Origin of the sequence: Agrobacterium tumefaciens, from assembly GCF_031801495.1 — a bacterium.
GTDB classification, from domain to species: Bacteria; Pseudomonadota; Alphaproteobacteria; order Rhizobiales; family Rhizobiaceae; genus Agrobacterium; species Agrobacterium tumefaciens_K.
In genome coordinates this window covers 411,732-435,454 of the sequence record NZ_JAOEGC010000002.1, presented here as the reverse complement: position 1 = coordinate 435,454, position 23,723 = coordinate 411,732, and the positions used below count along the sequence as shown (strand labels likewise).

Below are 23,723 nucleotides of genomic sequence, written 5' to 3'. Positions count from 1 at the left end.
TCAACCCGTCGCCGCGAGCGACATTTCCTGCTTGAGCGGCTGCCCGCGCGAAGCACTGACGATTGCGTCGACATCAAGAATGAGGGCCACGCGACCATCACCCAGAATGGTCGCTGCGGCGATACCCGGAACGTGGGTGTAGTTTGCCTCGAGCGACTTGATGACGACCTGACGCTGACCCTGGATCGCATCGACCATCAGGGCGCGCTGGCCGCCGCCTTCGGATTCAACCAGCAGCGCGACGCCTTCGACCGGATTGGCCTGCGTCGGGCGGAAGTTGAGTATCCGGCCGACATCCACCAGCGGGCAGAACGAATTGCGGATCGAGATCAATCGCTGGTTCGAACCGAAGGAATGGATGTTCTTCGCTTCCGGCTGCAGCGTCTCGACGATTGCGGTCAACGGCACGACGAGCGTCTGGCCGGCTACCGTCACCACCATACCGTCCAGAACGGCGAGCGTCAGCGGCAGGCTCATGGTGAAGGTCGAACCCTGACCCGGACGCGACGAGATGCTGATGCGACCGCCGAGCGCCTGAATGGAGCGCTTGACCACATCCATGCCGACGCCACGGCCGGAAATATCGGAAATCTTGTCCGCGGTGGAGAAACCCGGCGCAAAGATCAGGTTGTCAATTTCCTCGTCGGTCAGGTTGGCGTCCGCCGCGATCAGATCGTTGTCGATGGCCTTCTGGCGGACGCGTTCGCGGTTGATGCCCGCACCGTCGTCCTGCAGTTCGATCAGAATGCGGCCCGAACGATGCTTGGCCGAAAGCTTGATCGTGCCTTCCGGATTCTTGCCGGCGGCTTCACGCTTTTCGGGTGTTTCGACGCCGTGGTCGACGGCGTTGCGGATCATGTGCGTCAGCGGTTCGGCCAGCTTGTCGATAACCGTCTTGTCGACTTCCGTGTTCTCACCTTCCGTCACCAGACGGATCTGCTTACCGATCATGTCGGCGACTTCGCGAACGATACGCGACATGCGCTGGAACACCGGCTTCACCGGCTGTGCACGGATCGCCATGACGCTGTCCTGGATCTCGCGCGTCAGCTGCTGGAGTTCTTCCAGCCCCATGTTCACGGCGGACGTGCCGCTTGCATCGTTTTCAATGACGCTCTGCGACAGCATGGCCTGGTTGATGACAAGCTCGCCAACGAGGTTGATGAGGCGGTCGACGCGATCGAGGTCGACGCGGATCGTCTGACCGGCACTGGCATTGGCAGCGGCGTTGTTCGCCTGTGCTGCGGCTGCGGCAGGTGCTGCGGCCTCGCGCTTTTCGATGGCAGCGTTGACGCTCTTGGTCACCTGTGTTGCGGCCACAGCCGTTTCAACGGCGACGACAGCCTCCGGTACCTCTTCGACGGCGGGCTGAACTGCAGGCTCATTGTCTCCGCCGAGAATGGACAGATCGAACGGAACCGGGATCATCGGGAGTTCTTCGTCTTCCGCCACGTCGGAAACGATCTCCGTGATTTCCAGATCGCAATCCCACTCGGCAAATTCGAAGACGCTGCGAATACCTTCCTCGCCCTTGTCGGTCTTGATCGATATCGTCCAGGAAAAATAAGGGGCTTCAGGATCGAGCTTGTCGAGAGACGGAAGGCTCGACTGGTCACAATTGATGCTCATTTCGCCTATGCGGGAAAGGTCGCGCAGAAGCAGCGCTGCCTCATTGCCCTTGGAATAGAGCGTCGGATGCGGCTTGAAGGTGATCTGGAAAGTCGGTGTTTCCATCATCGGCTCGTCATCGGCGAACTCGGTGAAGGAGAACATGACAGGCTGGAAACCGCTTTCATCGGTCGGCGCGGGCGCCGCAAAGACCGGCGCCTTCGCTGCCGGTGCCGGTGCCGGTGCCGCTGCCGGCGCGAACACCTGAGCGGTTTCGCCGTTCGCCAGCGCTTCCAGCTCCTTCACCAGACCGCGGGTGCGGCTATCCTCGACGCTCCCGCCGTCTCTGGCCGCATTTGTCAGGTCGGCCAGAACGTCAGCCGACTTGAGCATGACCTTGAGAACATCCTGTGTCGGCTCCAGCTTGTTGGAGCGGACACAATCGAGCGTCGTTTCGAAAACGTGCGCAAAGGCAACGAGGTCGTCTAGACCAAAGGCGCCTGCACCGCCCTTGATGGAATGAACGGCTCGGAAAACGGCGTTGACGGTTTCCGGATCACGGTCGCCATCGTTCAATTTGAGAAGCCCCGATTCCAGTTCGGCGAGCTGTTCCTCGCATTCCTGGAAAAAGATTTCCTTGATTTCGTTCATATCCATCGTGAAATGTCCCGTATCAGGCGGTTACGCGCTCAATGGCATCGATGAGTTTGGCAGGGTCGAAAGGCTTGACGATCCAGCCGGTTGCGCCAGCCTGGCGGGCACGATTCTTTTTCTCGGCATCGCTTTCGGTCGTCAGAACGAGGATCGGTATCGCACGATACTTTTCGTTGCGGCGAACGCCCTCGATGAAACCGAAGCCATCGAGGCGTGGCATGTTGATGTCCGTGACGATCACGTCCGGGTTGCTCTGTTCGAGCACTTCAAGACCCTCAACACCGTCTTCCGCCTGGATCGTTTCGAAACCGGCATTGTTCAGTGTCACGAGAAGCATGTTCCTGATTGTTCGGGAATCATCGACTGTAAGAACTCTTTTCTTCATTGTTGCATCTCCTTGGGGAGCAAATGATCGATATTGATGCCTATCAATTTCATGGTCTTGTCGAAGGCATCGGAAACCGCCGCAAAACCGAATGCTTTGCCGTCCTCTTCCCAAGACTTCGCACCGGCCATCAGAACCTGAGCGCAAAGTGCACCGACCCGTTCCACTTCCGACGCGTCCACCGACAACGAAGCTCCTCTCATCGTCATCAGCTGGGCATGCAGTGCCGTCGCCTCATTGAGATCCAGAACCGGTGACAGTTTCAGCGTCGCCTCGGCTGCTTTTTTCGCTGCCATCACATCACTCCTTGGCGTCTGAATTGTTGATAGTCGTTGCTGCGAGACGTCCACTCGCTGTCAGAGTTCTTAGAGGGAAAACCCTGACGTTCCGTTTCCACGCGCGCGTCGTCCTGATTTCTTCTTGCGATCTGGAATTCGCGGACGGTGTGGCCAAGCTCGATGATAACCGTGTGCAGAGCATCCGCATCCGCAGACACCTCGGTCACGTCGCCTGCGATACGCCCGGCCTGCCGCTCCAGTTCGCCGATATCTGCGGCCGCCGCACGCAGGCCTGCAACATGCGCCGCCGTACGGCGTGAAACTTCCCCGACGGTTTCGTTGATGCCGGATACCTGCTGCACAACATCGCCGATGGCCTGCTGTGTGCGACCCACAAGGCGCACACCGCCTTCGACCTGTGCCTTCGTGCTGCTGACAAGGCTCTTGATTTCCCGCGCCGCATCGGCGGAGCGCTGGGCCAGCGCCCGGACTTCCTGCGCGACGACCGCGAAACCTCGTCCGCTGTCACCCGCCCGTGCGGCCTCGATGCCCGCGTTCAAGGCGAGAAGATTGGTCTGGAACGCAATCTCGTCGATTGTGCCGATGATCGTGCCGATCTGCTCGGCGGACTGCTCGATGTCGGACATGGCGCTGATCGCCTCACCCACGGCCTTGCCGCTTTCCACCGCGGCATCGCGAGCACGGCAAACGGCCTTTTCGACCTCAGCGATGAGTTCACCGCTCCCCACAACGTCGTCGATCATGGCATCGAGCGAACGGGCGCCTCCGCCCAGCGCTTCCGCGTGCCGGTTCGACTGCTGTGAAAGAGAGCGACCCTTTTGTGCAAATCCGCCACTGAGGTCCTCCGCCTGTGCAACACGATGGCGAGAGGCAACCAGACATGCGCCAATCCGTTCCAGTGCCGCGTTGAAGGTGTCGGCAATATCCCGATATGCCTCCGGAACATCGTTGCCGATGCGTGCCCGCAGATCGCCCGCCGCAAAAGCCGTCAAGGCCTGACCCAGCAATGATGCGGCTTCGGCGCGGTCGCTCTGGCGCTGTTCGGCCAGTTCGCGGCCATGGCGAACACGCATTTCATTGAAGCGAAGGGAAACGGCAATCTCCGTATCGACCATCACGAGGCGGACGACGTTCTTGACGGCCTCGGCAAGTTCCCGGCTTTTTTTCTTGCTGCCGGGCCAGATGGATCGGGGCGCATGCTCTGTCACAAGACCGCCAAGCAGATGTTCCAGAACGACCGCATGGCTTGCGATCTGCCAGCGCGGGTCCAGTCCCATGCGGCTGGCGTTATCGGAGAGAACCTTGACACGTTCCGCATAGAGAGCGTCAAATCGTGCGTCAGTCAGAACGCTCCAGTGCGACGCCTGCAGATCATGCAGGCGATCAAGCTGATTTTCACTTTCGAAGGATGGCGAACAGTCCGGCATGGACTGGAACCGGTTCATCACGTCGCGCAGGCCGGCCTTCAGATAAGGCTCCAGCATGCTGCGATAATCGCGCAGGAAATCCGTTTGCGGCTGCTCGAGGCCGGCAAAACGCAATCGTCCCGCCAGGCTGCCGCCCGGGGCTCTACGCGCTTGATCCGATGGCAAATCCTGCCCCACCGACATCCCCAAAAACATGACAACCGGCGTCCACCGGTCAATGGCCCGGTTCAAAATGCCAGCACCCAGAGGGGATTATTGAACGAACATGCACATCGCTTGCGATGCGGCATCGACGCTTGCCAGACCTTCTTGAACCAAGAAACGAGCATACCGGATCGGTCCCGGTACGGCAGTGCGGCGTCATGCCAGGAAGGTGATGAGAATCACGTTCCGCCGTGGAAATACCATCAATCTTTATGGTTAATTCCTTGCTTGAAAGTTAAAAAAACTATCGCGCCGCGTCAAACGCTAAAATTAGCGGAATCTTTTAATTTCTACGCTCATTCCGCTCGTCAAAATGCAATTCCAGCGTGCGAATTGCCGCATATGGGCGTTTTTCTGCCTGATACGCTGGACAAGCGCGGCTGGCTTCCCCTAAAACAAATCAACGAGATATTCGCTGCGCGGTGACGATTTAACGAGACTTTGCGACTAAGGGAGGTGCGAACTTGCAATGGATGGGGAAAAGCCGCTGTTCCGGGCGCCATCCGCAGGTTCTGATCGGGATCGTCGTCGCAAGCCTTCTTGTCATGGTCGGGTTTCAGGCGCAGGCAGGTATCAAGGCCGTTTCCAAAACAAGCCGCTATGAGCGACTTCAGGTGACGGAACAGGGGCGTGCCCCCTTCTCACCCCACAGACAGGACTGCACCGACAGCGTCGATCACAGCTCTCATTTGTGCGGCGCAAACGCAACGATGCGTGCCGATACGCTCTTCACGCACAGCCTGTTTGACGGCGACGACAGGCAGGGAACGGGTCGTGTTGCGGTTTCACGACACACCCCTCGAGACTTTTCCAACGCGGCGCCAAGAGCACCGCCGCGCACTATCTGGTAGCTATGCCGGCGTCCTCACCCGCGTCTCGTTTTTAGAGCCCCGGGTACCGGAGTCGTCGGAAAACCGCCTCCGCCTGATCTCCAGAGAGAAAACCGCCACCGCATATGACACTTGCAACCATCCTACCATTTCTCGTCGCACTACCGTTTGTCGGCGCCATTATTACGGCATTCATGCCGCGTAACGGCGCGGCCGCCGCTCCTGCTTCCGTTGCCGGAGCGGTTGCACTCTTCGGGCTTGTCAGCAGCATCTTTCTTTACAGCTCCGTCAGCGTTGGCGCAGTTCTGAAATATGACGTTGAGTGGCTGCCCCAGCTCGGCCTGAACTTCACCCTGCGGCTCGATGGATTTTCCTGGATCTTTGCAATCCTGATTACCGGCATCGGCCTGCTGGTCGTTCTTTACGCCCGTTATTACATGTCCACCGAGGATCCGATCCCGCGCTTTTTCGCGTTTCTGCTGGCCTTCATGGGATCGATGCTGGGGGTGGTGGTTTCCGGCAACGTGATCCTGCTGTCGATCTTCTGGGAAATGACGAGCATTTTCTCATTCCTGCTTATCGGTTACTGGCACCACAATGCAGCCGCGCGCGACGGCGCGCGCATGGCGCTGACGGTGACGGGCATCGGTGGCTTCAGCCTTTTGGCTGGTGTTTTGATCCTCGGGCATATGGCCGGAAGCTACGATCTCGACGTGATCCTCGCCGCCGGACCGGAGATCCGCGCCCATTCGCTCTATCTACCGGCACTGATCCTCATTCTGGGTGGCGCACTGACGAAAAGCGCGCAGTTCCCTTTCCATTTCTGGCTGCCCAACGCCATGGCTGCGCCAACGCCGGTTTCCGCCTATCTTCACTCCGCAACCATGGTGAAGGCGGGCGTGTTCTTGCTGGTGCGCTTCTGGCCAGTGCTTGCTGGCACTCAGGAATGGTTCTGGATCGTTGGTGCCGCCGGGATCATCACGCTGCTTTTGGGCGCCTATTTCGCCATGTTCCAGCAGGATCTGAAAGGTCTGCTGGCGTATTCGACCATCAGCCATCTCGGCCTCATCACCACGCTGCTCAGTCTTGGAAGCCCGCTGGCAGCGGTCGCAGCAATCTTTCATATGGTCAACCACGCCACCTTCAAGGCATCGCTCTTCATGGCGGCTGGCATCATCGACCATGAAACCGGAACGCGCGATATGCGCAGGCTAAGCGGGCTTTATACCTTCATGCCCGCGACGGCGACGCTTGCCATGGCGGCGAGTGCGGCGATGGCTGGCGTGCCTCTTTTCAACGGCTTTCTGTCGAAGGAAATGTTCTTCGCAGAGGCTGTCGAAACCCATGCGGATTCGCTCCTCGACCGCGCCCTGCCCTATGTCGCCACGCTTTCAGGCGCATTCGCCGTCGCTTACTCGCTGCGCTTCATCCATACCGTATTCTTCGGCCCGAAGCCTGTCGATCTTCCCAATCCACATCCGCACGAACCACCACGCTGGATGCGGTTTCCAATCGAGTTCCTCGTTTTCGCCTGCCTCGTCGTCGGCATTGTCCCGAGCCTGTCGATCGGGCCTTACCTGCATTCGGCCGTCCTTTCGGTTCTCGGCCCGCAGACCCCGGTCTACAGCCTGTCCATCTGGCACGGGTTCAACCTGCCGCTCCTCATGAGTATCGTGGCTCTCGCCGGTGGCGTCACAATCTACGCCATCCTCGGAGGATATTTCTCCAGATGCGAGGACGGCCCGCCAGTCTTCAGGCATCTGCGCGGGCAACGTATCTTCGAGCGCATTCTCGTCACCGTGTCCTGGAAATGGGCGCGGTGGCTGGAGAGCACGCTTGGTACGCGGCGTCTTCAGCCGCAGCTCAGGCTGCTCATTCTGGTGGCCCTGCTGGCCGGTTTTTCGCCCCTGTTCCTCTCCGAATTCTCGTTGACCCTTCCCCGCGTTACATCCTTCGACCCGATCTTCGCTATCCTGTGGCTTATCGGCATGATCGCGGCACTCGGTGCCGCCTGGCAGGCCAAATATCACCGACTTGCCGCCCTCATCATGCTCGGCGTCGCGGGTCTGGTGACCTGCCTGACCTTCGTCTGGCTTTCCGCGCCGGACCTCGCCATCACGCAGCTGCTGGTCGAGATCGTCACGACCGTTCTCATTCTGCTCGGCCTGCGCTGGCTGCCGAAACGCAATGAAAAGGTCGACAACAGCAACGAACTTCCCGCGCAGCTTCGCCGCGCCCGTGACTTCCTGGTGGCGGCAGCAAGCGGCATTGGCATGTCCGTCATCGCCTATGCGGTCATGACCCTGCCCGTGCCCAACGCCATCGCCACCTATTTTCTGGAGCGGGCCTATTCGGAAGGTGGCGGCACGAATGTCGTCAACGTCATTCTGGTCGACTTCCGCGGTTTCGATACATTCGGCGAAATCGCCGTGCTTGCCATCGTGGCGCTGACGGTCTTCTCCCTGCTGCGACGTTTCCGTCCGGCGCATGAAAGCATCGGGTTGCCAGAGCAGCAGCAGATGCAGAACGCCTTCGATTCGGAGCGCCCGGAGCGCAGCAAGGGCGATACGGTGCGGGATTATCTCTATGTGCCGTCGATTGTGATGCAGTGGATGTTCCCCGTCATCATCACCTTCTCGATCTTCCTGCTGATGCGTGGCCACGATCTGCCGGGCGGCGGATTTGCGGCCGGCATCACCATGGCAATCGCCTTCCTGCTGCAATATCTCGCGGGCGGCGCACGCTGGGCGGAAGACCGTATCCGCATCCTGCCCCTGCGCTGGATGGGCTTCGGCCTTCTGATGGCAGCGGCGACAGGCCTCGGATCATGGTATTTCGGTTACCCGTTCCTGACCTCGTACTTCCAGTACACGGAGCTGCCCTACATCGGCAAAATGCCGACGGCCTCCGCCTTGCTGTTCGATCTCGGCGTCTTTTCGCTGGTGGTCGGATCGACCGTACTTATTCTTATAGCACTCGCCCACCAATCGTTGCGCAACTATCGCGTTCGCACGCCTGAAGCGGCACGAACGGAGGACGCGTAATGGAGCTTATCCTTGCAATCGGCATCGGCATCATGACCGGTTCCGGCGTGTGGTTGGTACTGCGCCCGAGAACATATCAGGTCATCGTGGGGCTTTCCCTGCTCTCTTACGCCGTTAATCTCTTCATCTTCGGCGTGGGCGGCATCAAGACCAATGCCCCGCCGGTCCTCAACACTGGTGCCGATACCTCCACCCTCGCGGACCCGGTTCCGCAGGCACTGGTGCTGACGGCTATCGTCATCGGCTTTGCAACGACGGCTCTGTTTCTCGTCGTTCTGCTGGCGGCACGTGGCCTGACGGGCACCGACCATGTGGACGGGAGGGAAAGCAAGTGAGTTCGTTTCCCTTCCATATCGTCATTGCCCCCATTCTGGTGCCGTTGCTGACGGCAGCGCTACTGCTGTTCTTCGATGAGCGCCAGCGCGCCATCAAGGCGGGCATCAGCCTCGCCTCGACATTCGTGCTACTGATCGTGGCGATCCTTCTGTTCATCGACGTCAACTCGACGGTGAATACCGAGATCGCGGCCGTCATCTCGACCGGCGTCTATCTTCTCGGCAACTGGCCAGCCCCCTTCGGCATCGTGCTCGTGGCCGACCGCCTCTCCGGGCTCATGGTGTTGCTGACCGCCCTGCTCGCCATTCCCTCGCTGATCTACGCGCTGGCGAAATGGCACAAGTCGGGTGCGCATTTCCATTCGCTGTTCCATATGATGCTGATGGGCGTCAATGGCGCCTTCCTGACCGGCGACCTTTTCAATCTCTTCGTTTTTTTCGAAGTGATGCTGGCGGCGTCCTACGGCCTTCTGCTGCACGGTTCCGGCCAGCAGCGCGTCAAGGCGGGTTTGCATTACATCGCCATCAACCTTGTCGCGGCGCTTTTCTTCCTGATCGGTGTCAGCCTGATCTACGGCGTCACCGGCACCCTGAACATGGGTGATCTTGCGCATCGCATCGAGGGGCTGAATCCCGACCAGAGAATGCTGCTGGAAACGGGTGCGGCGGTTCTCGGCGTTGCGTTTCTTGTGAAAGCCGGAATGTGGCCCCTGAACTTCTGGCTGCCATCCGCCTATGGCGCGGCATCCGCCCCTGTCGGCGGCCTGTTCGCCATCATGAGCAAGGTCGGCATCTATGTCATTGCCCGCCTTTCCTTCCTTCTTTTCGGCCAGACCGCCGGTGAATCCGCCGGGTTCGGTCATGATGCACTGCTTGTCGGTGGTATCGCCACCATCATCTTCGGCACGATCGGCGTGCTGGCATCGCAGGCTCTCGGCCGTCTCGCAGGCTTTTCCGTTCTGGTGTCCTCCGGCACGCTGCTCGCTGCGATGGGTACGGGCAACCCGATGGTTGCGGCAGGTGCGCTCTATTATCTCGTCAGCTCCACATTGACGATCAGCGCCTTCTTCATATTGATCGAACTGGTCGAGCGCGGTCAGGATGCAGGCGCGAACGTTCTTGCCGTCACCATGGAAGCCTACGGTGATCTCGACGAAGAAGAGGAAGAGGAGGAAGTCGGCACAACGATGCCCGGAACCATGGCCGTTCTGGGTACGTGTTTCGCCGCCTGCGGCATCCTGCTGGCCGGACTGCCGCCGCTCTCGGGCTTCATCGCCAAATTTTCGATGTTGTCGGCTATCCTCAACCCCTCGGGTCTGGGTGCCAACGACAACGTCTCCACTCTTTCGTGGTGGATCGTCTTCCTCATCATTTTCTCTGGTTTCGCCTCGCTGATCTCAATGACGCGTGCCGGTATCCGCACCTTCTGGGCGTCCATAGAGGGCACGGTACCGCGCGTTCTGGTGATCGAAGTCGCGCCCGTCATGCTGCTGCTGTCATTGACACTAGCCATGACCATACAGGCCGGTCCGATCATGGCCTACATGCAGGAAACGGCCCGCATCCTGGACCTGCCAGGCAGCTACATCCAGGGTGTCATTTCAGCACCGAGAGCGGGCGGAGAACCGGAGGCACAGCCATGATAAGCCGTATTCTCCCCTATCCGCTGCTTACCGTCTCGCTGATCATCTTCTGGATGACGATCAACAGCTTCTCGCCGGGGCATCTCCTGCTTGGGACGGGCGTTGCAATGTTTGCGTCCTGGTCGATGGCATCGCTGCGTCCGGCAAAACCGCGTATCCGCAACTGGCACCTTCTTCCAAAACTCATTCTGATCGTGCTCTACGATATCGTCCGTTCGAATTTTTCGGTCATGACGATCATCCTGTTCAAGCGGGAAAGAAATCGCAAATCCGGCTTCCTGACGATACCGCTCGATATCCTCGATCCGATGGGGCTTGCGGTGCTGGCGACGATCTTGACCGCCACTCCGGGGAGCGCGTGGCTCGAGTACAATTCCAGCCAGCGAACGCTCCTCATTCATGTTCTCGATGACGTCGACGAAGCCGCGTGGATCAATCTCATCAAGAACCGCTACGAAAAACTGCTGATGGAGATATTCGAATGAGTTCGATTATCCTTTTCTGGTCCTTTTCACTTGCGCAGTTCATGCTTGCCATCGCCATGACGATTTCGGTCTACCGGATCGCAATCGGCCCGCGAGCGCAAGACCGCGTGCTGGGCGTCGATACGCTCTACGTCAACGCGATGCTGCTGCTGCTGACCTTCGGGCTTCGCACCGGCAACGATATCTATTTCGAAGCATCCCTGCTGATTGCGATCCTCGGTTTCGTCTCGACGGTCGCACTTTCCAAGTTCCTGATGCGCGGTGAGGTGATCGAATGAACAATGCCGCTGAATTTCCGCTCTGGGCCGCTGTTCTGGTCGCCTTCTTCGTGCTGCTCGGCGCATCCCTTACCCTGATCGGCACGATCGGCTTCGCCAAGCTGAACAGCTTTTATGAGCGCCTGCACGCGCCCACGCTCGGAACGAGCTGGGGTACGGGTGGCATCGTGATGGCCTCCATCATCTATTTTTCTGTTTCCGGCGACCGCTTCGTGTTCCACGAAATCTTCATCGGGATTTTCATGACGGTGACCACGCCCGTATCCCTGATGCTTCTGGGACGCGCCGCTCTGTATCGGGACCGTGCGGAGCAGAGCACGGACAACCGCGAGCATCTCTAGAGCGTTTCCTTGCTAAAATGGAAACGCTCTAACCATCCGGTCTTTTCAGGCCTTTGGAGTAGCACCGCTGTGTCTACCGGCGTGCTGCCCCTTGCTCCAGCTTACGGCCTCATCAAACGACATCGGTCTGGCAAAATAATACCCCTGAAGGATGGTGCAGCCGAGTTCGCGGAGCGCCTTGACGTCCTCTTCCCTCTCCACACCCTCGGCGACAACGTCGAAGCCGAAGACGCGGGACACGCCAAGAACGGCGCCGACCAGCGAACGATCCTTTTCAGACCCGGCGATGCCTGCGATGAAGGACTTGTCGATCTTGACCCGATGGACATGAAACTGCTGCAACAAACCCAGCGATGAATAACCCGAGCCGAAATCATCGATCGCGAGGCTGACGCCCTGTGCTTTCAGGCGCGCAAGTTTCTCTTGGACGGCGCGGGGGTTGACCGCCACCTCCTCGGTCATTTCCAGCTCGAGCATGGAAGCGGGTGCACCCTTCTCCTTCAGCTTTCTCAGAACCAGATCGTCGATGGCGATCTGCGCCAACTCGCGCGGTGAGACGTTGATCGCCACGCGCACATCACTCATACCAAGCGCCTTGAGGTCACGGATCATGTTGATGACTTCGCGCAGGATGAACCGCGTCAGCATCTCCGAAAGGCCGGCGGTCGCTGCGGTCCTGACAATCTCCATCGGATCGATCCATCCGTGTTCCGGATGGTTCCAGCGCAAGAGCGCCTCCAGCGAATCGAGTTTTTTCCCTCCGTCCCGCATGATCGGCTGAAACCAGATTTCCAGCTCCTCCCGCGCAAGGGCAGCACCCAGATCGCGCTCGATATCACGTCGGACCAGTGCCTGACGGCGCAGTTCCTCATCGAACATGCGGAAGCGATTGCGGCCCTCCTTCTTTGCAGAATAAAGGGCAGCATCGGCGTAGATCAGCATCTCATCGATATCGTGCGCTTCCCCCTGGTAAACACCGATGCTGACGCCGACACGGCCGGCATCGAGCTGGGAGAAAGGGATGGCAATCGCCGCGATCAAACGCATCGCCAGAGTTTGTGGATCCTCACCGGTTGCCCTATCGTCATAAAGGATGGCAAACTCATCACCGCCCAGTCTCGCAACGATGACATGGCTGGCCACGGTATCGCGCAGTCGCCTTGCGACTTCGACCAGAATCCGATCTCCGGCCTTGTGTCCGAAGGCATCGTTGACCGATTTGAAGCCGTCCAGATCAAGCAGCAGCAGGCAGCCACGTTCCGTTTCCGGAACGAACTGCTCCAGCGCTTCGGAAAAGCCCCGGCGATTGAGCAGGCCCGTCAACGCGTCATGCACGGCACGTTCCTGCATTTCACCGGCAAATCTGAGTGCCTGGTCATTGGCAATCTCAAGCGACCGCGAGAGCTGCGTCGCCTCGTTTTTCAGTCGGCTGTCGCTTCTGACGAGTTGCTGCCCGACGAACGCGCCGCGAACCAGCGCAACGAGGTAGAGCACCATGGTCGCCGCAAGAAGATTTCTTTCCATCCCGCCTGCCCAGACAAAGCAGCCGACAGCCGAGAGGATCGGCGGCGTGATGAAGGAGATGGCGATAGGGGCGAAAGAATAGCCGTAAGTCACCGCACCGGCCGTAATGCCGCAGCCCAAGATCAGATAAAACAGGCTCTCCGGGGTGGTATATCCGTCGGACAAAACCGGGATGAAGGCCCAGACGATGCCGGATGCGAGCGCAAAGGCCGCATGCAACAGGAGGTGTTGATCGACGCCCAGCGCCATCAGTTTCCCACCGCCTGCGAGCCCGCCGTCAAGCCTGATCGGATAACGGCAAAAGGCAAAGCGGGAAATGTTGACGATCGAGGAGGCAAGAAACCAGCTCAGACCAGCCATGGCCTTACCGGAGTTAGCGGCGATCAAAACAGCGGCTATTCCGAGAATGATATTGATGGGTATGGAAACCAGCACCGTTTTGCGGACGGCATGAAGCTGATCGAGACGAACGGCATCTTCCAGATTTTTCGATCCGACCTGCGACACGGATTTCCTCACGGCTTCCAGCAATTGTCGTCAGAAAGAAAGACAGCTCTACCTCATCAGCCAGCAAACAGGGAGGAACAGCTTCGAAGCACTTCATTTCCGACGCGAAAAAAAACGATAATGAAATAAAGAATAGCCGGTTTCTATCCGCAAAGGCTGAAAATACAACCTTGAGACCATCTTAGGCAGAAAATACTTGAGATTTACGTTAAGAGAGTAATGGTGCCCGGAGGCGGATTTGAACCACCGACACGCGGATTTTCAATCCGCTGCTCTACCAACTGAGCTATCCGGGCACTTCAGGCTCCTGACGAACCTTCGCTTTTGCGTCTGGAGCAGTTGTCTGCCCCGGAAGTGAGCGGGGTTATAACATCTTGTTCGGACATGGCAAGCACCGCTGCGAACTTTTTTGACAGTTTTTTTATCGAGCCTGTGGATGGCTTCATCACCCACCCTCATAAGGCCGGAAATATCCCGGAAAACCAGCATGAGGCGAGCACCGTGATATCCGCGTCAGAATGAAAATAAAAACAATCCAGCCACTTGCGTCAAAAAAAACAGGCCCCGAAGGGCCTGTGTCGATGTCGATTGTTTGTTTATGCCGCTTGCGCGGTATCGCCGTAAGGATCGAAACGGCCGTAGAAAGTTTCTCCTTTCGCGGCCATCTCCTTCAGGAGCGGTGTCGGCCTGAAACGCGGCCCGTAGCTTTCGGCCAGCTTTTCCGCCAGCGCGACGAACGTTTTAACGCCCATGCCGTCGATGTAGGAGAGCGCACCGCCGGTGTAGGGCGCGAAGCCAAAACCGAGGATGGATCCGACATCGGCTTCACGCGGATCAGTAACGATACCCTCTTCCACCGTTCTTGCCGCTTCCAGCGCGACGGTGACGAGGAAGCGCTGTTTCAAAACCTCCATGTCCACGTCTTCCGGCTTCTTCTGCGGATAGAGATCCTTGAGACCCGGCCAGAGAGACTTTTTGGCTGGCTTAGGCGGATAATCGTAAAAGCCCTTGGCGTTCTTGCGGCCGAAGCGGCCTTCGTCTTCCACCAGCTTCTTCACCAGTTCCATATGGCGCGGATCGACAGCCTTTTCCCCAAGGTCGGCAACGGTCGCCTTGAGAATCTTGTAGGAAAGATCGATGGCCACTTCATCGTTGAGCGCGAGTGGACCGACCGGCATGCCCGCGAATTTCGCGGCATTCTCGATCATGGCCGCAGGCACGCCCTCGATCAGCATGTCGTAGCTTTCGGCCATGTAGCGCAGCACACAGCGATTGACGAAGAAGCCACGCGTATCGTTGACCACGATCGGCGTCTTCCTGATCTTCGCGACGTAATCCAAGGCAACAGCCAAAGCCTTGTCGCCGGTTTCCTTGCCGAGGATGACTTCCGTCAGCATCATTTTCTCGACCGGCGAGAAGAAATGGATGCCGATGAAATCGGCGGGACGCTTCGAGCTCTTCGCGAGCCCGGTGATCGGCAGTGTCGAGGTGTTGGAGGCGAAGATTGCGCCTTCCGGCAACACGGCTTCCACCGCTTCGATAACACCCTTCTTGACGTCGCGATCCTCGAACACCGCTTCGATGACGAGGTTTGCGGTTTTGAGCGAGGTGTAATCGGCGCTTGGCGTGATACGCGCGAGGATAGCAGCGCCGTCCTCCTGCGTCATCCGACCTTTGCCGACACTATCCTTTACCAGCCCTTCACAGGTAGCCTTTCCCTTGGCGGCGGCTTCGTAATCGCGGTCGATCAGCGTCACATCGATGCCGGCAACGGCGGTAACGTAAGCAATCGACGCGCCCATGAAACCGGCACCGACGACGCCGACGTGTTTCAGATCGCTCTTCGGCTGCCCCGCGGGGCGGCGAGCGCCCTTGCCCAGTTCCTGCATGGAAATGAACAGCGAGCGGATCATCGCAAAGGCTTCCTTCGAGCGGAGGATTTCCGTGAAGTAACGCTGCTCGACCTTCAAGGCCGTGTCGAAAGGTAATTGCAGGCCTTCGTAGACGCATTTGAGGATAGCGAGGGCTGCCGGATAATTGCCGGCGCTTTCACGGCGCAGGATCGCGGGTGCAGCGGGCCAAAGTTGCGCGGCTCCCGGTGTCCAGATGCCGCCGCCGGGCGCCTTGAAGCCCTTTTCATCCCAGGGAGCAACCGGCTTCAGACCGTCATTGATCATCTGCTTTGCAGCGGAGACGAGTTGATCCGGCTCCACCACCTGATGGACGAGGTTCATGGCCTTGGCGCGCTGCGCGGTGAGCGACTGGCCGGTCGTCATCATCTGAAGAGCGGATTGCGCGTCGGTGAGGCGCGGCACGCGCTGCGTGCCGCCAGCACCGGGGAAGATGCCAACCTTGACTTCCGGCAGGGCGATCTTGACGCTCTTGGCATTCGACGCGACGCGGCCATGGCAGGCCAGCGACAATTCGAACGCGCCCCCCATGCACGTGCCGTTGATGGCGGAAACCCATGGCTTGCCGTTGGTTTCGATCTTGCGGAACAGGCCGTTCATCTTACCAACGAGATCGAACAGCTTCTGCGCCGCCTGATCCGGGTTCTTCGTTTTCTCCTCATGATAGAAGGAGAACATCGACTTGATCATGGACAGGTCCGCGCCGCCGGAAAAACTGCTTTTGCCAGAGGTGAAGACCACGCCCTTGACGGCGGCGTCCGCCACGGTTGCATCAACGATGGCGTTCAGTTCTTCCATGACTTCGGCTGTGAAGACGTTCATGGATTTTTCCGGCATATCCCAGGTAACGAGGGCAATGCCGTCCGCATCGGTTTCGACGGTGAAATTAATGTAGCTCATCGGTTTCCTCCCGAAATCAAACGCGCTCGATGACCGTTGCGGTACCCATGCCCGCACCGATGCAGAGCGTGACCAATGCCGTGTTAAGGTCGCGGCGCTCCAGTTCGTCCAGCACCGTGCCGAGGATCATCGCGCCGGTAGCACCGAGCGGATGGCCCATGGCAATGGCGCCACCGTTGACGTTCATCTTGTCATGGCCAATGTCGAAAGCCTGCATGTAACGCAGCACGACCGCAGCGAAGGCTTCGTTGAGTTCGAACAGATCGATGTCGGACAGGGACATACCGGTTTTCTTCAAGAGCTTTTCGGTCACATCAACGGGGCCGGTCAGCATCAGCGCCGGATCCGAGCCGATATTGGCAAAAGCTCTGATGCGCGCGCGAGGCTTCACGCCCATGCTCTCCCCACCCGCCTTTGAACCGACCAGCACGGCAGCGGCGCCATCAACGATGCCGGATGAATTGCCCGCGTGGTGGACGTAGTTGATACGCTCCACTTCCGGGTGGGCCATGATACCTACGGCTTCGAAGCCACCCATTTCGCCCGGCATCTGGAAAGACGCATTGAGCGAGGCGAGCGCCTGCATGTCCGTGCCGGGACGCATGTGCTCGTCGCGGTCGAGGATGACGATACCGTTCTGGTCCTTCACCGGCACGACGGAGTTCTTGAAATAGCCACTCTCCCAAGCGTGCGCTGCGCGCTTCTGGCTTTCCACCGCATAGGCATCCACGTCGTCGCGGCTGAAACCGTATTTGGTGGCGATGAGATCGGCCGACACGCCCTGCGGCATAAAGAAGGCGGGAAAGTTGACGGAGGGGTCCATGTACCAGGCACCGCCGGACATGCCCATGCCGACGCGCGACATGCTTTCCACCCCGCCGGCAATGACGATATCGTCCGAACCGGCCGCGACCTTTCCGGCTGCGAAATTGATTGCATCCAGACCGGAGGCGCAGAAACGCGAGATCTGCATGCCTGGCGCCCTGGTGGAATAGCCGGCTTCGAAGGCTGCGGCCTTTGGAATAACAGCACCCGCATCCATCACCGGATCGACACAGCCCATGATGATGTCATCGACGGCCGCAGTATCCAGCCCGTTGCGGTCACGGATGGCTTCAAGCGTTTTGGCAGCAAGGCGAACGGACGGCACTTCGTGCAGGGAACCGTCCTTCTTGCCACGTCCGCGCGGGGTGCGGACGTGATCGTAGATATAAACGTCAGTCATTTCTCATCTCCCTATCGGCATGTGAATGCCGTTATTCTCAAAATGCTTCGGCAGGCAGTTCCATCATCGTGTCGGCACCGGTTTCAATACGAGCCTTGCGCAGCGCCGTTTCCGGCATGATACGCTCCATGAAGAACTTTGCCGTGACAAGTTTTGCTTTGAGGTATTGCTCATCCGATGCGGCGCCAGAAGCAAGTGCGCCCTGGGCTGCTTTTGCCAGGCGGGCATGCATGTAACCCAGCACGACGAGGCCGAAGAGATGCATGTAGTCGGTCGAGCCTGCACCGGCATTGTCCGGCTTGGCCATGGCGTTCTGCATAAACCACATGGTCGCCGCCTGAAGGTCGTTCAGGCCTTTCTTCAAGCCCTTGGTGTAGGTGACCAGATTTTCGTCGGCGCGGTTCTCCTCGCAGAAATCGCCGATTTCCTTGAACAGGGCCATGACCGCACGGCCACCGTTGAGGCCGAGCTTGCGACCCACGAGGTCCAGCGCCTGAATTCCGTTCGCACCTTCGTAGATCATGGTTATGCGGGCATCTCGGACATACTGGCTCATGCCATGTTCCTCGATGTAACCGTGGCCACCAAAGACCTGTTGGGCGGCGACCGCATGGTCGAAGCCCTTGTCGGTCAGCACACCCTTGAGGATCGGCGTGACAAGGCCGAGCAGATCGTCCGCTGCCTGCCGCTCCTTTTCATCCTGCGAACGATGGGCGATATCGGATTGCAGCGCGGTCCATAGCAGGAAGGCGCGGCCTGCCTCATTATAGGCGCGGATCGTCATCAGCGTGCGGCGTACATCCGGGTGAACGATGATGGGATCGGCCTTCTTGTCCGGATTCTTGATGCCGGAAAGAGAACGGCCTTGAATACGGTCGCGGGCATATTCGGCGGCGTTCTGATAAGCGATTTCGCCAATCGAAAGGCCTTGCAGGCCGACGCCAAGGCGGGCCTCGTTCATCATCACGAACATGGCCGAAAGACCCTTGTTCTCGGCGCCGATCAGATAGCCGGTCGCGTCATCGTAGTTCATGACACAGGTGGAATTGCCGTGGATGCCCATCTTGTGTTCGATGGCACCGCAGACCACGCCATTGCGCGCACCCAGCGAGCCATCGGCATTAACGAGGAACTTCGGCACGATGAACAGCGAAATGCCCTTGGTTCCCTCCGGCGCGCCTTCGATGCGTGCGAGAACCAAGTGGACAATATTGCCGGTCATGGAATGCTCACCAGCAGAGATGAAAATCTTCTGGCCGGTGATCTTGTAGGAGCCGTCGCCCTGCGGCACGGCCTTGGTGCGCAGCAGTCCGAGGTCGGTGCCGCAATGCGGCTCCGTCAGGTTCATGGTGCCGGACCAAGTGCCTTCGACCATCTTCGGCAGGTAGGTCTGCTTCTGCTCGTCCGTACCGTGCACGAGGATGGCAGCGATCGCACCCTGCGTCAGACCGGGATACATCATCAGTGAGAGGTTGGCCGACGACATGTATTCGCCGATCGCCGCGTGCAGCGTATAGGGGAGCCCCTGCCCACCATATTGCACAGGTACAGCAAGACCGGTCCAGCCACCCTCGCAATAGGCATCGTATGCCTGCTTGAAGCCATCCGGAACCGAAACCGAACCGTCATCGGCACGCTTGCAGCCCTGTTGGTCACCCGAAAGGTTGAGCGGGAAAAGCTGTTCTTCGGCAAGCTTTGCAGCCTCGCCGGTAATCGCCTCGATCATGTCGGGCGTTGCATCTTCGAAACCGGGCAGATTGTTGTAACGCTCCAGACCCAGAACGTCATTGAGAATGAAAAGCGTGTCTTTGACAGGGGCCTTGTAAACAGGCATTACCGATGTTCCTCCGCATCGTGAAAACCGGACATGATCCGGCGATATGCGGTCACATTATTTGACGTGCGCGTAAACGTCAAATAATTTTGGCGACTTTGAACAGAAGCGCGATCTCTGTCCACCCGGCACAACCGTCAGACGAAACAATCCTGCCGCAAAAGTTAAAAAATTCCCACCACAGTTAACCACTTCTTTACCACGTTTCGTGAATTGTTCCCGGAAAGGTAACTGCGCCGTGAATCAGCGCATTCACCCCCAAGAGGCGGACACGGCTTGAAAATTCCTGAGTAACACCACGACGGTGCGGCGACCCGCTCACCATCATGGCAATAGACAGGTGTTCCGGTTGGCAAGCGAAGCGAGCGAGAAGATGAACGGATTGCGATCAAAAACTCCACAGCCAAGCGACAGATCGTCTCTTGATGCGCTCAATCGCACGATTGAAGGGCTGGAAGCTCGCATCGAGGGGCTGATGAGCCAGAGATTTCCTCGCGAACAGCAGCCGCTCGCCGCCACCAGCGAACCGAAAGCCGCAGCGCATTCCGTGCCGAGCGACCAGCGGGCCTCGATGACGCCGCCGCAACTCGATCCAGTCAACGAAATCCGTCAGCGCCAGCGTCTGTTGGAAGCACGCTTCCAGCGTGCGCAGGAGCCTGCAGCCAGACCCGAACGGACAATCACCCGGCCGCTCGTGCAGGAAGCGCAACGTCACGAAACCCAGGCAGCGCCGAACGTCCGCCAGCGCCCGTCGGCCGCCTTCAATGAACCACGCCAGCCGCAGAACGACGCAGCCATGCAGGAAATCGCACAGGCACTCGTCAACCTACGTCATGAGCTGAAGAGTGACATTTCTGAAGGCGTGGCACGCGAAATGCACGGTCTTCGCGCCGAAATACGCAACATCCGCTCCTTCGCTGAAGACCAGCAGTTCGCTGGCGACCTTCGCGATGACATTTCACGGCTGGCGAGCAGCATCGACCAGCTGGGCGGCCTTGCGCCTTCAGATGCGCAGGACCTGCGCGGCGAGTTTGAAGAACTGCGGCTGCTGATGGACCAGCTTGCCCGCGAAGACAGCGTGCACCGGATCGAAAGCCGCTGGAATACCGTCGAGGACAGCCTGCGCGGTTTCGATGCGTCGTCCCTTCAGGATGAGATCGTTTCGCTTGCCTATCGTCTGGACGATATCAAGACCCAGCTTGGCAGCATGAGCAACAATCCCGCCGTGCGCGTCCTTGAAGAAAAGCTGATCGCCATTGCAGGTGCCGTTGAGCAGCTTGGCAAACACATGCGGCCGAACGAGGCGGCATTCACTGAGCAGTTTTCCGGTCTGGACCAGCGGCTCGACGAAATCAGCCGCGCGATTGCCGCCGCCGGAAATCGCCCTAACACGCAGGCCGTGGACAACGCGCTGGCACAGCGTCTGGAAACACGGCTGAGCAGCCTTGCCGAGCAGCTGGACGACATCAATCGCCTTGCAGCCCGGCCGGACCCGACGTCCGAGCTGACGGCCCGCATCGAAACACTGACCGGCAAGATCGATGAACTCAGCGCCGCCCGCGAAGCGGCGGAACTACATGAGCGGCTGGACCAGCTTTCACTGCTTCTGGAGCGTTCGCAGCGCCCGCAACAGCAGGCGGAACTGACGTCTTTCCTGAGCGACATTTCCCGCAAGATCGACGCGCTGGATCATGGAGCCGTAAACGACGGTCTGGCAGAGCGTCTCGACCTGATCGCACGTCGCATAGACGACCTCGACTATCGTTACAGCCAGCCGCAGCCAGCGCCTGTTTTCGATGACAGCGCCTTCCTGCGACTGGAAGAGCGGCTCGGCGACATTGCTGCGCGTCTGGACGAAACCTCCCACGCGGCACCCGCCGACAACGGCGCACTGCTCAGCCTCGAAAACCAGATCGCGCATCTGTCCTCGCTGGTCAGCCAGCCCGGCCGCGCAGAAGCCGCCGGTCTTCCGCCGGAACTCGATGCCCGTATGGCAGCGATCGAAGACTATATGGCATCGAACGATGAGTACATCATCGAAGCGGCGCGACAGGCCGCCGAAGCCGTGCTGGAAGCCTATACGCGCAACAATCTCGGCGCCAGCACCAGCCTGACCGACATGACGGCGCTGAGCGATCTGGCCAACGACCTTCGCAGCCTGGAAGAACTGAGCCGCAACACCGAAGAGCGTACGCACCGCACTTTCGAAGCGCTGCACGAAACACTGGTGCAGATTGCCAGTCGTCTCGACAGTCTCGACAATCGCGATATCGCCCGTGATTTCGGTCGCAAAACCACGTCTTCGCCTGACTATCGGGACGAAGCTCCGGTTCACACCATCGCGCAGCACATGGTGTCTCCTGCAGCTGAACAGCAGCATGCGTATGCAGACGTGCGGATGCCTGCGGCAGCCTTTGCGGAAGAAGATTACATTGCCGAAGAACAGGCACTCCTCGACGAGGCACCGCAGTTGGCCGGTAGCGATACGGACACGGCTACGATTGCGCCGCCCGCCGTGGCCAACCCCGCGAAGAAGGAACGGACGAGCCTGCTTGCCAGTCTGACGAAGCGGTTCCGCTCCGGTACGGCAAAAGCACCGATGGCACCCGCAGCCGCTGCTCCGACCGTTTCCGGCCGCACGCATGTCGAACCGGCGCCGTCGCTCGATCCGATTGACGTTCTGCCCGCCGGTGAAGAAAACGAACTTCTGGAGCCGGGCTCCGGCGCACCGGACATCAAGAAAATTCTCGAGCGTGTACGCGCAAACCAGGTCGCCGCCGGTGGAAAGCCTGTCGACGCCGACAGCCGTACGGACTTCATCGCTGCCGCACGCCGGGCGGCACAGGCCGCGGCCATGGAAACCGCACCGGAAAAAGACGACGCGGACCGGCAGGCAGGAAGCACAGGCCGTTCGGCACTTTCCCGCTATCGTCGTCCCCTACTGCTCGGCATCGGCGCCATTCTTCTTGCTATGATGGCGATGCCCCTCGTCAAGACCCTCATCACCGGCAGCGACGCACCGGCACCGGCCATCGAACAGAAAATGGGTGAAGCTCCAGTTTCTGTCACACCGAATGGCAATGAGCAGGCCGTGACCATTCCGTCCGATCTTGCCATCGACCAAAAAGAGGCGGAAGTCGCGGATAGTCTCGAAGCGACCGGCCAGCCGGAAAACACCATCGATCAACGCACGGTCGGTGGCGCACCTTTGCCGGATGAGGCTCCTGTCGCCGAAACGCCGACTGTCGATGCTGCGACAGCCGATACCACGGCTGAAAACCAGCAGCCGCAGCAACTCGAAACGCCCGTACCGCAGGTTGCACAGGTGCAGGAAACCATCGCCGTACCGGCCGGCATCGAGCCTGCCTCGCTTGCCGAAGCAGCTGCGAAAGGCGACAAGATCGCTTTGTTCGAAATTGCAGCCCGTTACACGGACGGACGCGGCGTGACCGCCGATCGTGCCGAGGCAGCGAAATGGTACAAGCTGTCCGCAGATCACGGGCTTGCAGCCGCACAGTACCGCCTTGCCAACATGTACGAGAAGGCAAACGGTGTTGATCGCAATCTTTCGGAAGCCAAGCGTTATTACACGATGGCAGCGGAACAGGGCAACGCGGGCGCGATGCACAATCTCGCCGTCCTGCTTGCCTCCGATGCCGCGGGCCAGCCGGATTTCGCAGCCGCAACGCAATGGTTCATCAAGGCCTCCGAGCTTGGTGTTCGTGACAGCCAGTTCAACCTTGCCATCCTTTATGCTCGCGGCAGCGGCGTGAAGCAGGATATCGAAGAGTCCTACAAGTGGTTTGCGATTGCCGCCAGGGATGGAGACGGGGACGCCGCTCAGAAGCGCGACGAAGTTGCGAAGGCGCTGAGCCCCGAGCAGCTTCAGAGCGCCCGCGCAAAGGTCGATGCCTGGAAAGTCACGCCCCTGAACGAGGATGCGAACGGCGTAACCCCGCCCGACGAATGGGCAGGCAAGGAAGGCGTCAAAACCGCATCCGTCGACATGGAAAAGGCGATCCGCAACATTCAGGCGATCCTGAACAACAATGGCTTCAATGCTGGTACGCCTGATGGCAAGCTCGGCAAGAATACCGTTACCGCGATCAAGGACTTCCAGAAATCCGTTGGTCAGACACCCGATGGCCGCATCACCAACGAACTGGTGACGGCACTGCTCGACCGCAACAAGTAAGCCATGACACGACGGAAAGCGGCCAACTGCGCCGCTTTCCGCGTTCTGCGCGCCCAGCTTTCCCCATCCGCCTTCACACCTCCTCTATCTTTCCA

At 59.3% G+C, this 23,723-nt stretch carries 17 protein-coding genes and 1 tRNA gene; 9 read left to right on the top strand and 9 right to left on the bottom strand.

The window, feature by feature from the left end:
* Genes N7578_RS11515 through N7578_RS11500 form a run of 4 tightly spaced genes read right to left on the bottom strand, consistent with a single transcriptional unit; the run spans position 1 to position 4,556 of the window.
* Positions 1-2,265 (bottom strand): chemotaxis protein CheA, encoded by a 2,265-nt coding sequence (locus tag N7578_RS11515; protein ID WP_311110464.1) that lies wholly within the window; start codon positions 2,263-2,265, stop codon positions 1-3.
* Between the two features lie 16 nt (positions 2,266-2,281).
* The gene (cheY1, locus tag N7578_RS11510; RefSeq protein ID WP_311110463.1) at positions 2,282-2,647 is read right to left on the bottom strand and encodes a chemotaxis response regulator CheY1; all 366 of its coding nucleotides are present in this window, start codon (positions 2,645-2,647) and stop codon (positions 2,282-2,284) included.
* Positions 2,644-2,943: an STAS domain-containing protein gene (locus tag N7578_RS11505; protein ID WP_311110462.1), complete on the bottom strand. Its 300-nt coding sequence runs from the start codon at positions 2,941-2,943 to the stop codon at positions 2,644-2,646. Before N7578_RS11505 ends, cheY1 begins: the two co-directional genes overlap by 4 nt.
* Complete coding sequence (locus tag N7578_RS11500) at positions 2,943-4,556, bottom strand: globin-coupled sensor protein (protein WP_311112480.1); 1,614 nt, start codon at positions 4,554-4,556, stop codon at positions 2,943-2,945. The genes N7578_RS11505 and N7578_RS11500 overlap by 1 nt, the downstream gene beginning before the upstream one ends.
* A 72-nt stretch (positions 4,557-4,628) precedes the next feature.
* Here N7578_RS11500 and N7578_RS11495 point away from each other — a divergent pair, with 72 nt between their 5' ends.
* From N7578_RS11495 to mnhG, 8 genes are all read left to right on the top strand, one after another.
* Complete coding sequence (locus N7578_RS11495) at positions 4,629-5,003, top strand: hypothetical protein (protein ID WP_311110461.1); 375 nt, start codon at positions 4,629-4,631, stop codon at positions 5,001-5,003.
* Between the two features lie 47 nt (positions 5,004-5,050).
* Positions 5,051-5,428: a hypothetical protein gene (locus N7578_RS11490; protein ID WP_311112479.1), complete on the top strand. Its 378-nt coding sequence runs from the start codon at positions 5,051-5,053 to the stop codon at positions 5,426-5,428.
* A 104-nt stretch (positions 5,429-5,532) separates the two neighbouring features.
* On the top strand, positions 5,533-8,451 hold the full coding sequence (locus N7578_RS11485) for a monovalent cation/H+ antiporter subunit A (RefSeq protein WP_311110460.1): 2,919 nt from the start codon (positions 5,533-5,535) through the stop codon (positions 8,449-8,451).
* Positions 8,451-8,786: a Na+/H+ antiporter subunit C gene (locus tag N7578_RS11480; RefSeq protein WP_311110459.1), complete on the top strand. Its 336-nt coding sequence runs from the start codon at positions 8,451-8,453 to the stop codon at positions 8,784-8,786. Before N7578_RS11485 ends, N7578_RS11480 begins: the two co-directional genes overlap by 1 nt.
* Positions 8,783-10,429, top strand: coding sequence for a monovalent cation/H+ antiporter subunit D (locus tag N7578_RS11475; protein WP_311110458.1), 1,647 nt, complete (start codon positions 8,783-8,785; stop codon positions 10,427-10,429). The genes N7578_RS11480 and N7578_RS11475 overlap by 4 nt, the downstream gene beginning before the upstream one ends.
* A complete protein-coding gene (locus tag N7578_RS11470) occupies positions 10,426-10,914 on the top strand; it encodes a Na+/H+ antiporter subunit E (RefSeq protein WP_311110457.1) in 489 nt (162 codons plus the stop codon). The genes N7578_RS11475 and N7578_RS11470 overlap by 4 nt, the downstream gene beginning before the upstream one ends.
* The gene (locus tag N7578_RS11465) at positions 10,911-11,192 is read left to right on the top strand and encodes a K+/H+ antiporter subunit F (protein ID WP_003503490.1); all 282 of its coding nucleotides are present in this window, start codon (positions 10,911-10,913) and stop codon (positions 11,190-11,192) included. The genes N7578_RS11470 and N7578_RS11465 overlap by 4 nt, the downstream gene beginning before the upstream one ends.
* A complete protein-coding gene (gene mnhG, locus N7578_RS11460; protein ID WP_311110456.1) occupies positions 11,189-11,533 on the top strand; it encodes a monovalent cation/H(+) antiporter subunit G in 345 nt (114 codons plus the stop codon). Before N7578_RS11465 ends, mnhG begins: the two co-directional genes overlap by 4 nt.
* A gap of 45 nt (positions 11,534-11,578) precedes the next feature.
* On the opposite strand, the gene N7578_RS11455 is transcribed toward mnhG, so the two are convergent.
* The 5 genes from N7578_RS11455 to N7578_RS11435 all read right to left on the bottom strand — a co-directional run bounded on the left by N7578_RS11455 (position 11,579) and on the right by N7578_RS11435 (position 19,433).
* Positions 11,579-13,564, bottom strand: a complete 1,986-nt coding sequence (locus N7578_RS11455; protein ID WP_311110455.1) for a bifunctional diguanylate cyclase/phosphodiesterase — start codon at positions 13,562-13,564, stop codon at positions 11,579-11,581.
* Positions 13,565-13,784: 220 nt separating this feature from the next.
* Positions 13,785-13,860, bottom strand: a tRNA-Phe gene (locus tag N7578_RS11450).
* Between the two features lie 300 nt (positions 13,861-14,160).
* Positions 14,161-16,374: a 3-hydroxyacyl-CoA dehydrogenase NAD-binding domain-containing protein gene (locus tag N7578_RS11445; protein ID WP_311110454.1), complete on the bottom strand. Its 2,214-nt coding sequence runs from the start codon at positions 16,372-16,374 to the stop codon at positions 14,161-14,163.
* A 16-nt stretch (positions 16,375-16,390) separates the two neighbouring features.
* Complete coding sequence (locus tag N7578_RS11440; RefSeq protein WP_311110453.1) at positions 16,391-17,599, bottom strand: acetyl-CoA C-acetyltransferase; 1,209 nt, start codon at positions 17,597-17,599, stop codon at positions 16,391-16,393.
* A 37-nt stretch (positions 17,600-17,636) separates the two neighbouring features.
* On the bottom strand, positions 17,637-19,433 hold the full coding sequence (locus N7578_RS11435) for an acyl-CoA dehydrogenase C-terminal domain-containing protein (RefSeq protein WP_311110452.1): 1,797 nt from the start codon (positions 19,431-19,433) through the stop codon (positions 17,637-17,639).
* A gap of 373 nt (positions 19,434-19,806) precedes the next feature.
* On the opposite strand from N7578_RS11435, the gene N7578_RS11430 reads away from it, so the two are divergent.
* Complete coding sequence (locus N7578_RS11430) at positions 19,807-23,628, top strand: peptidoglycan-binding protein (RefSeq protein ID WP_311112478.1); 3,822 nt, start codon at positions 19,807-19,809, stop codon at positions 23,626-23,628.
* Positions 23,629-23,723: the final 95 nt, after the last annotated feature.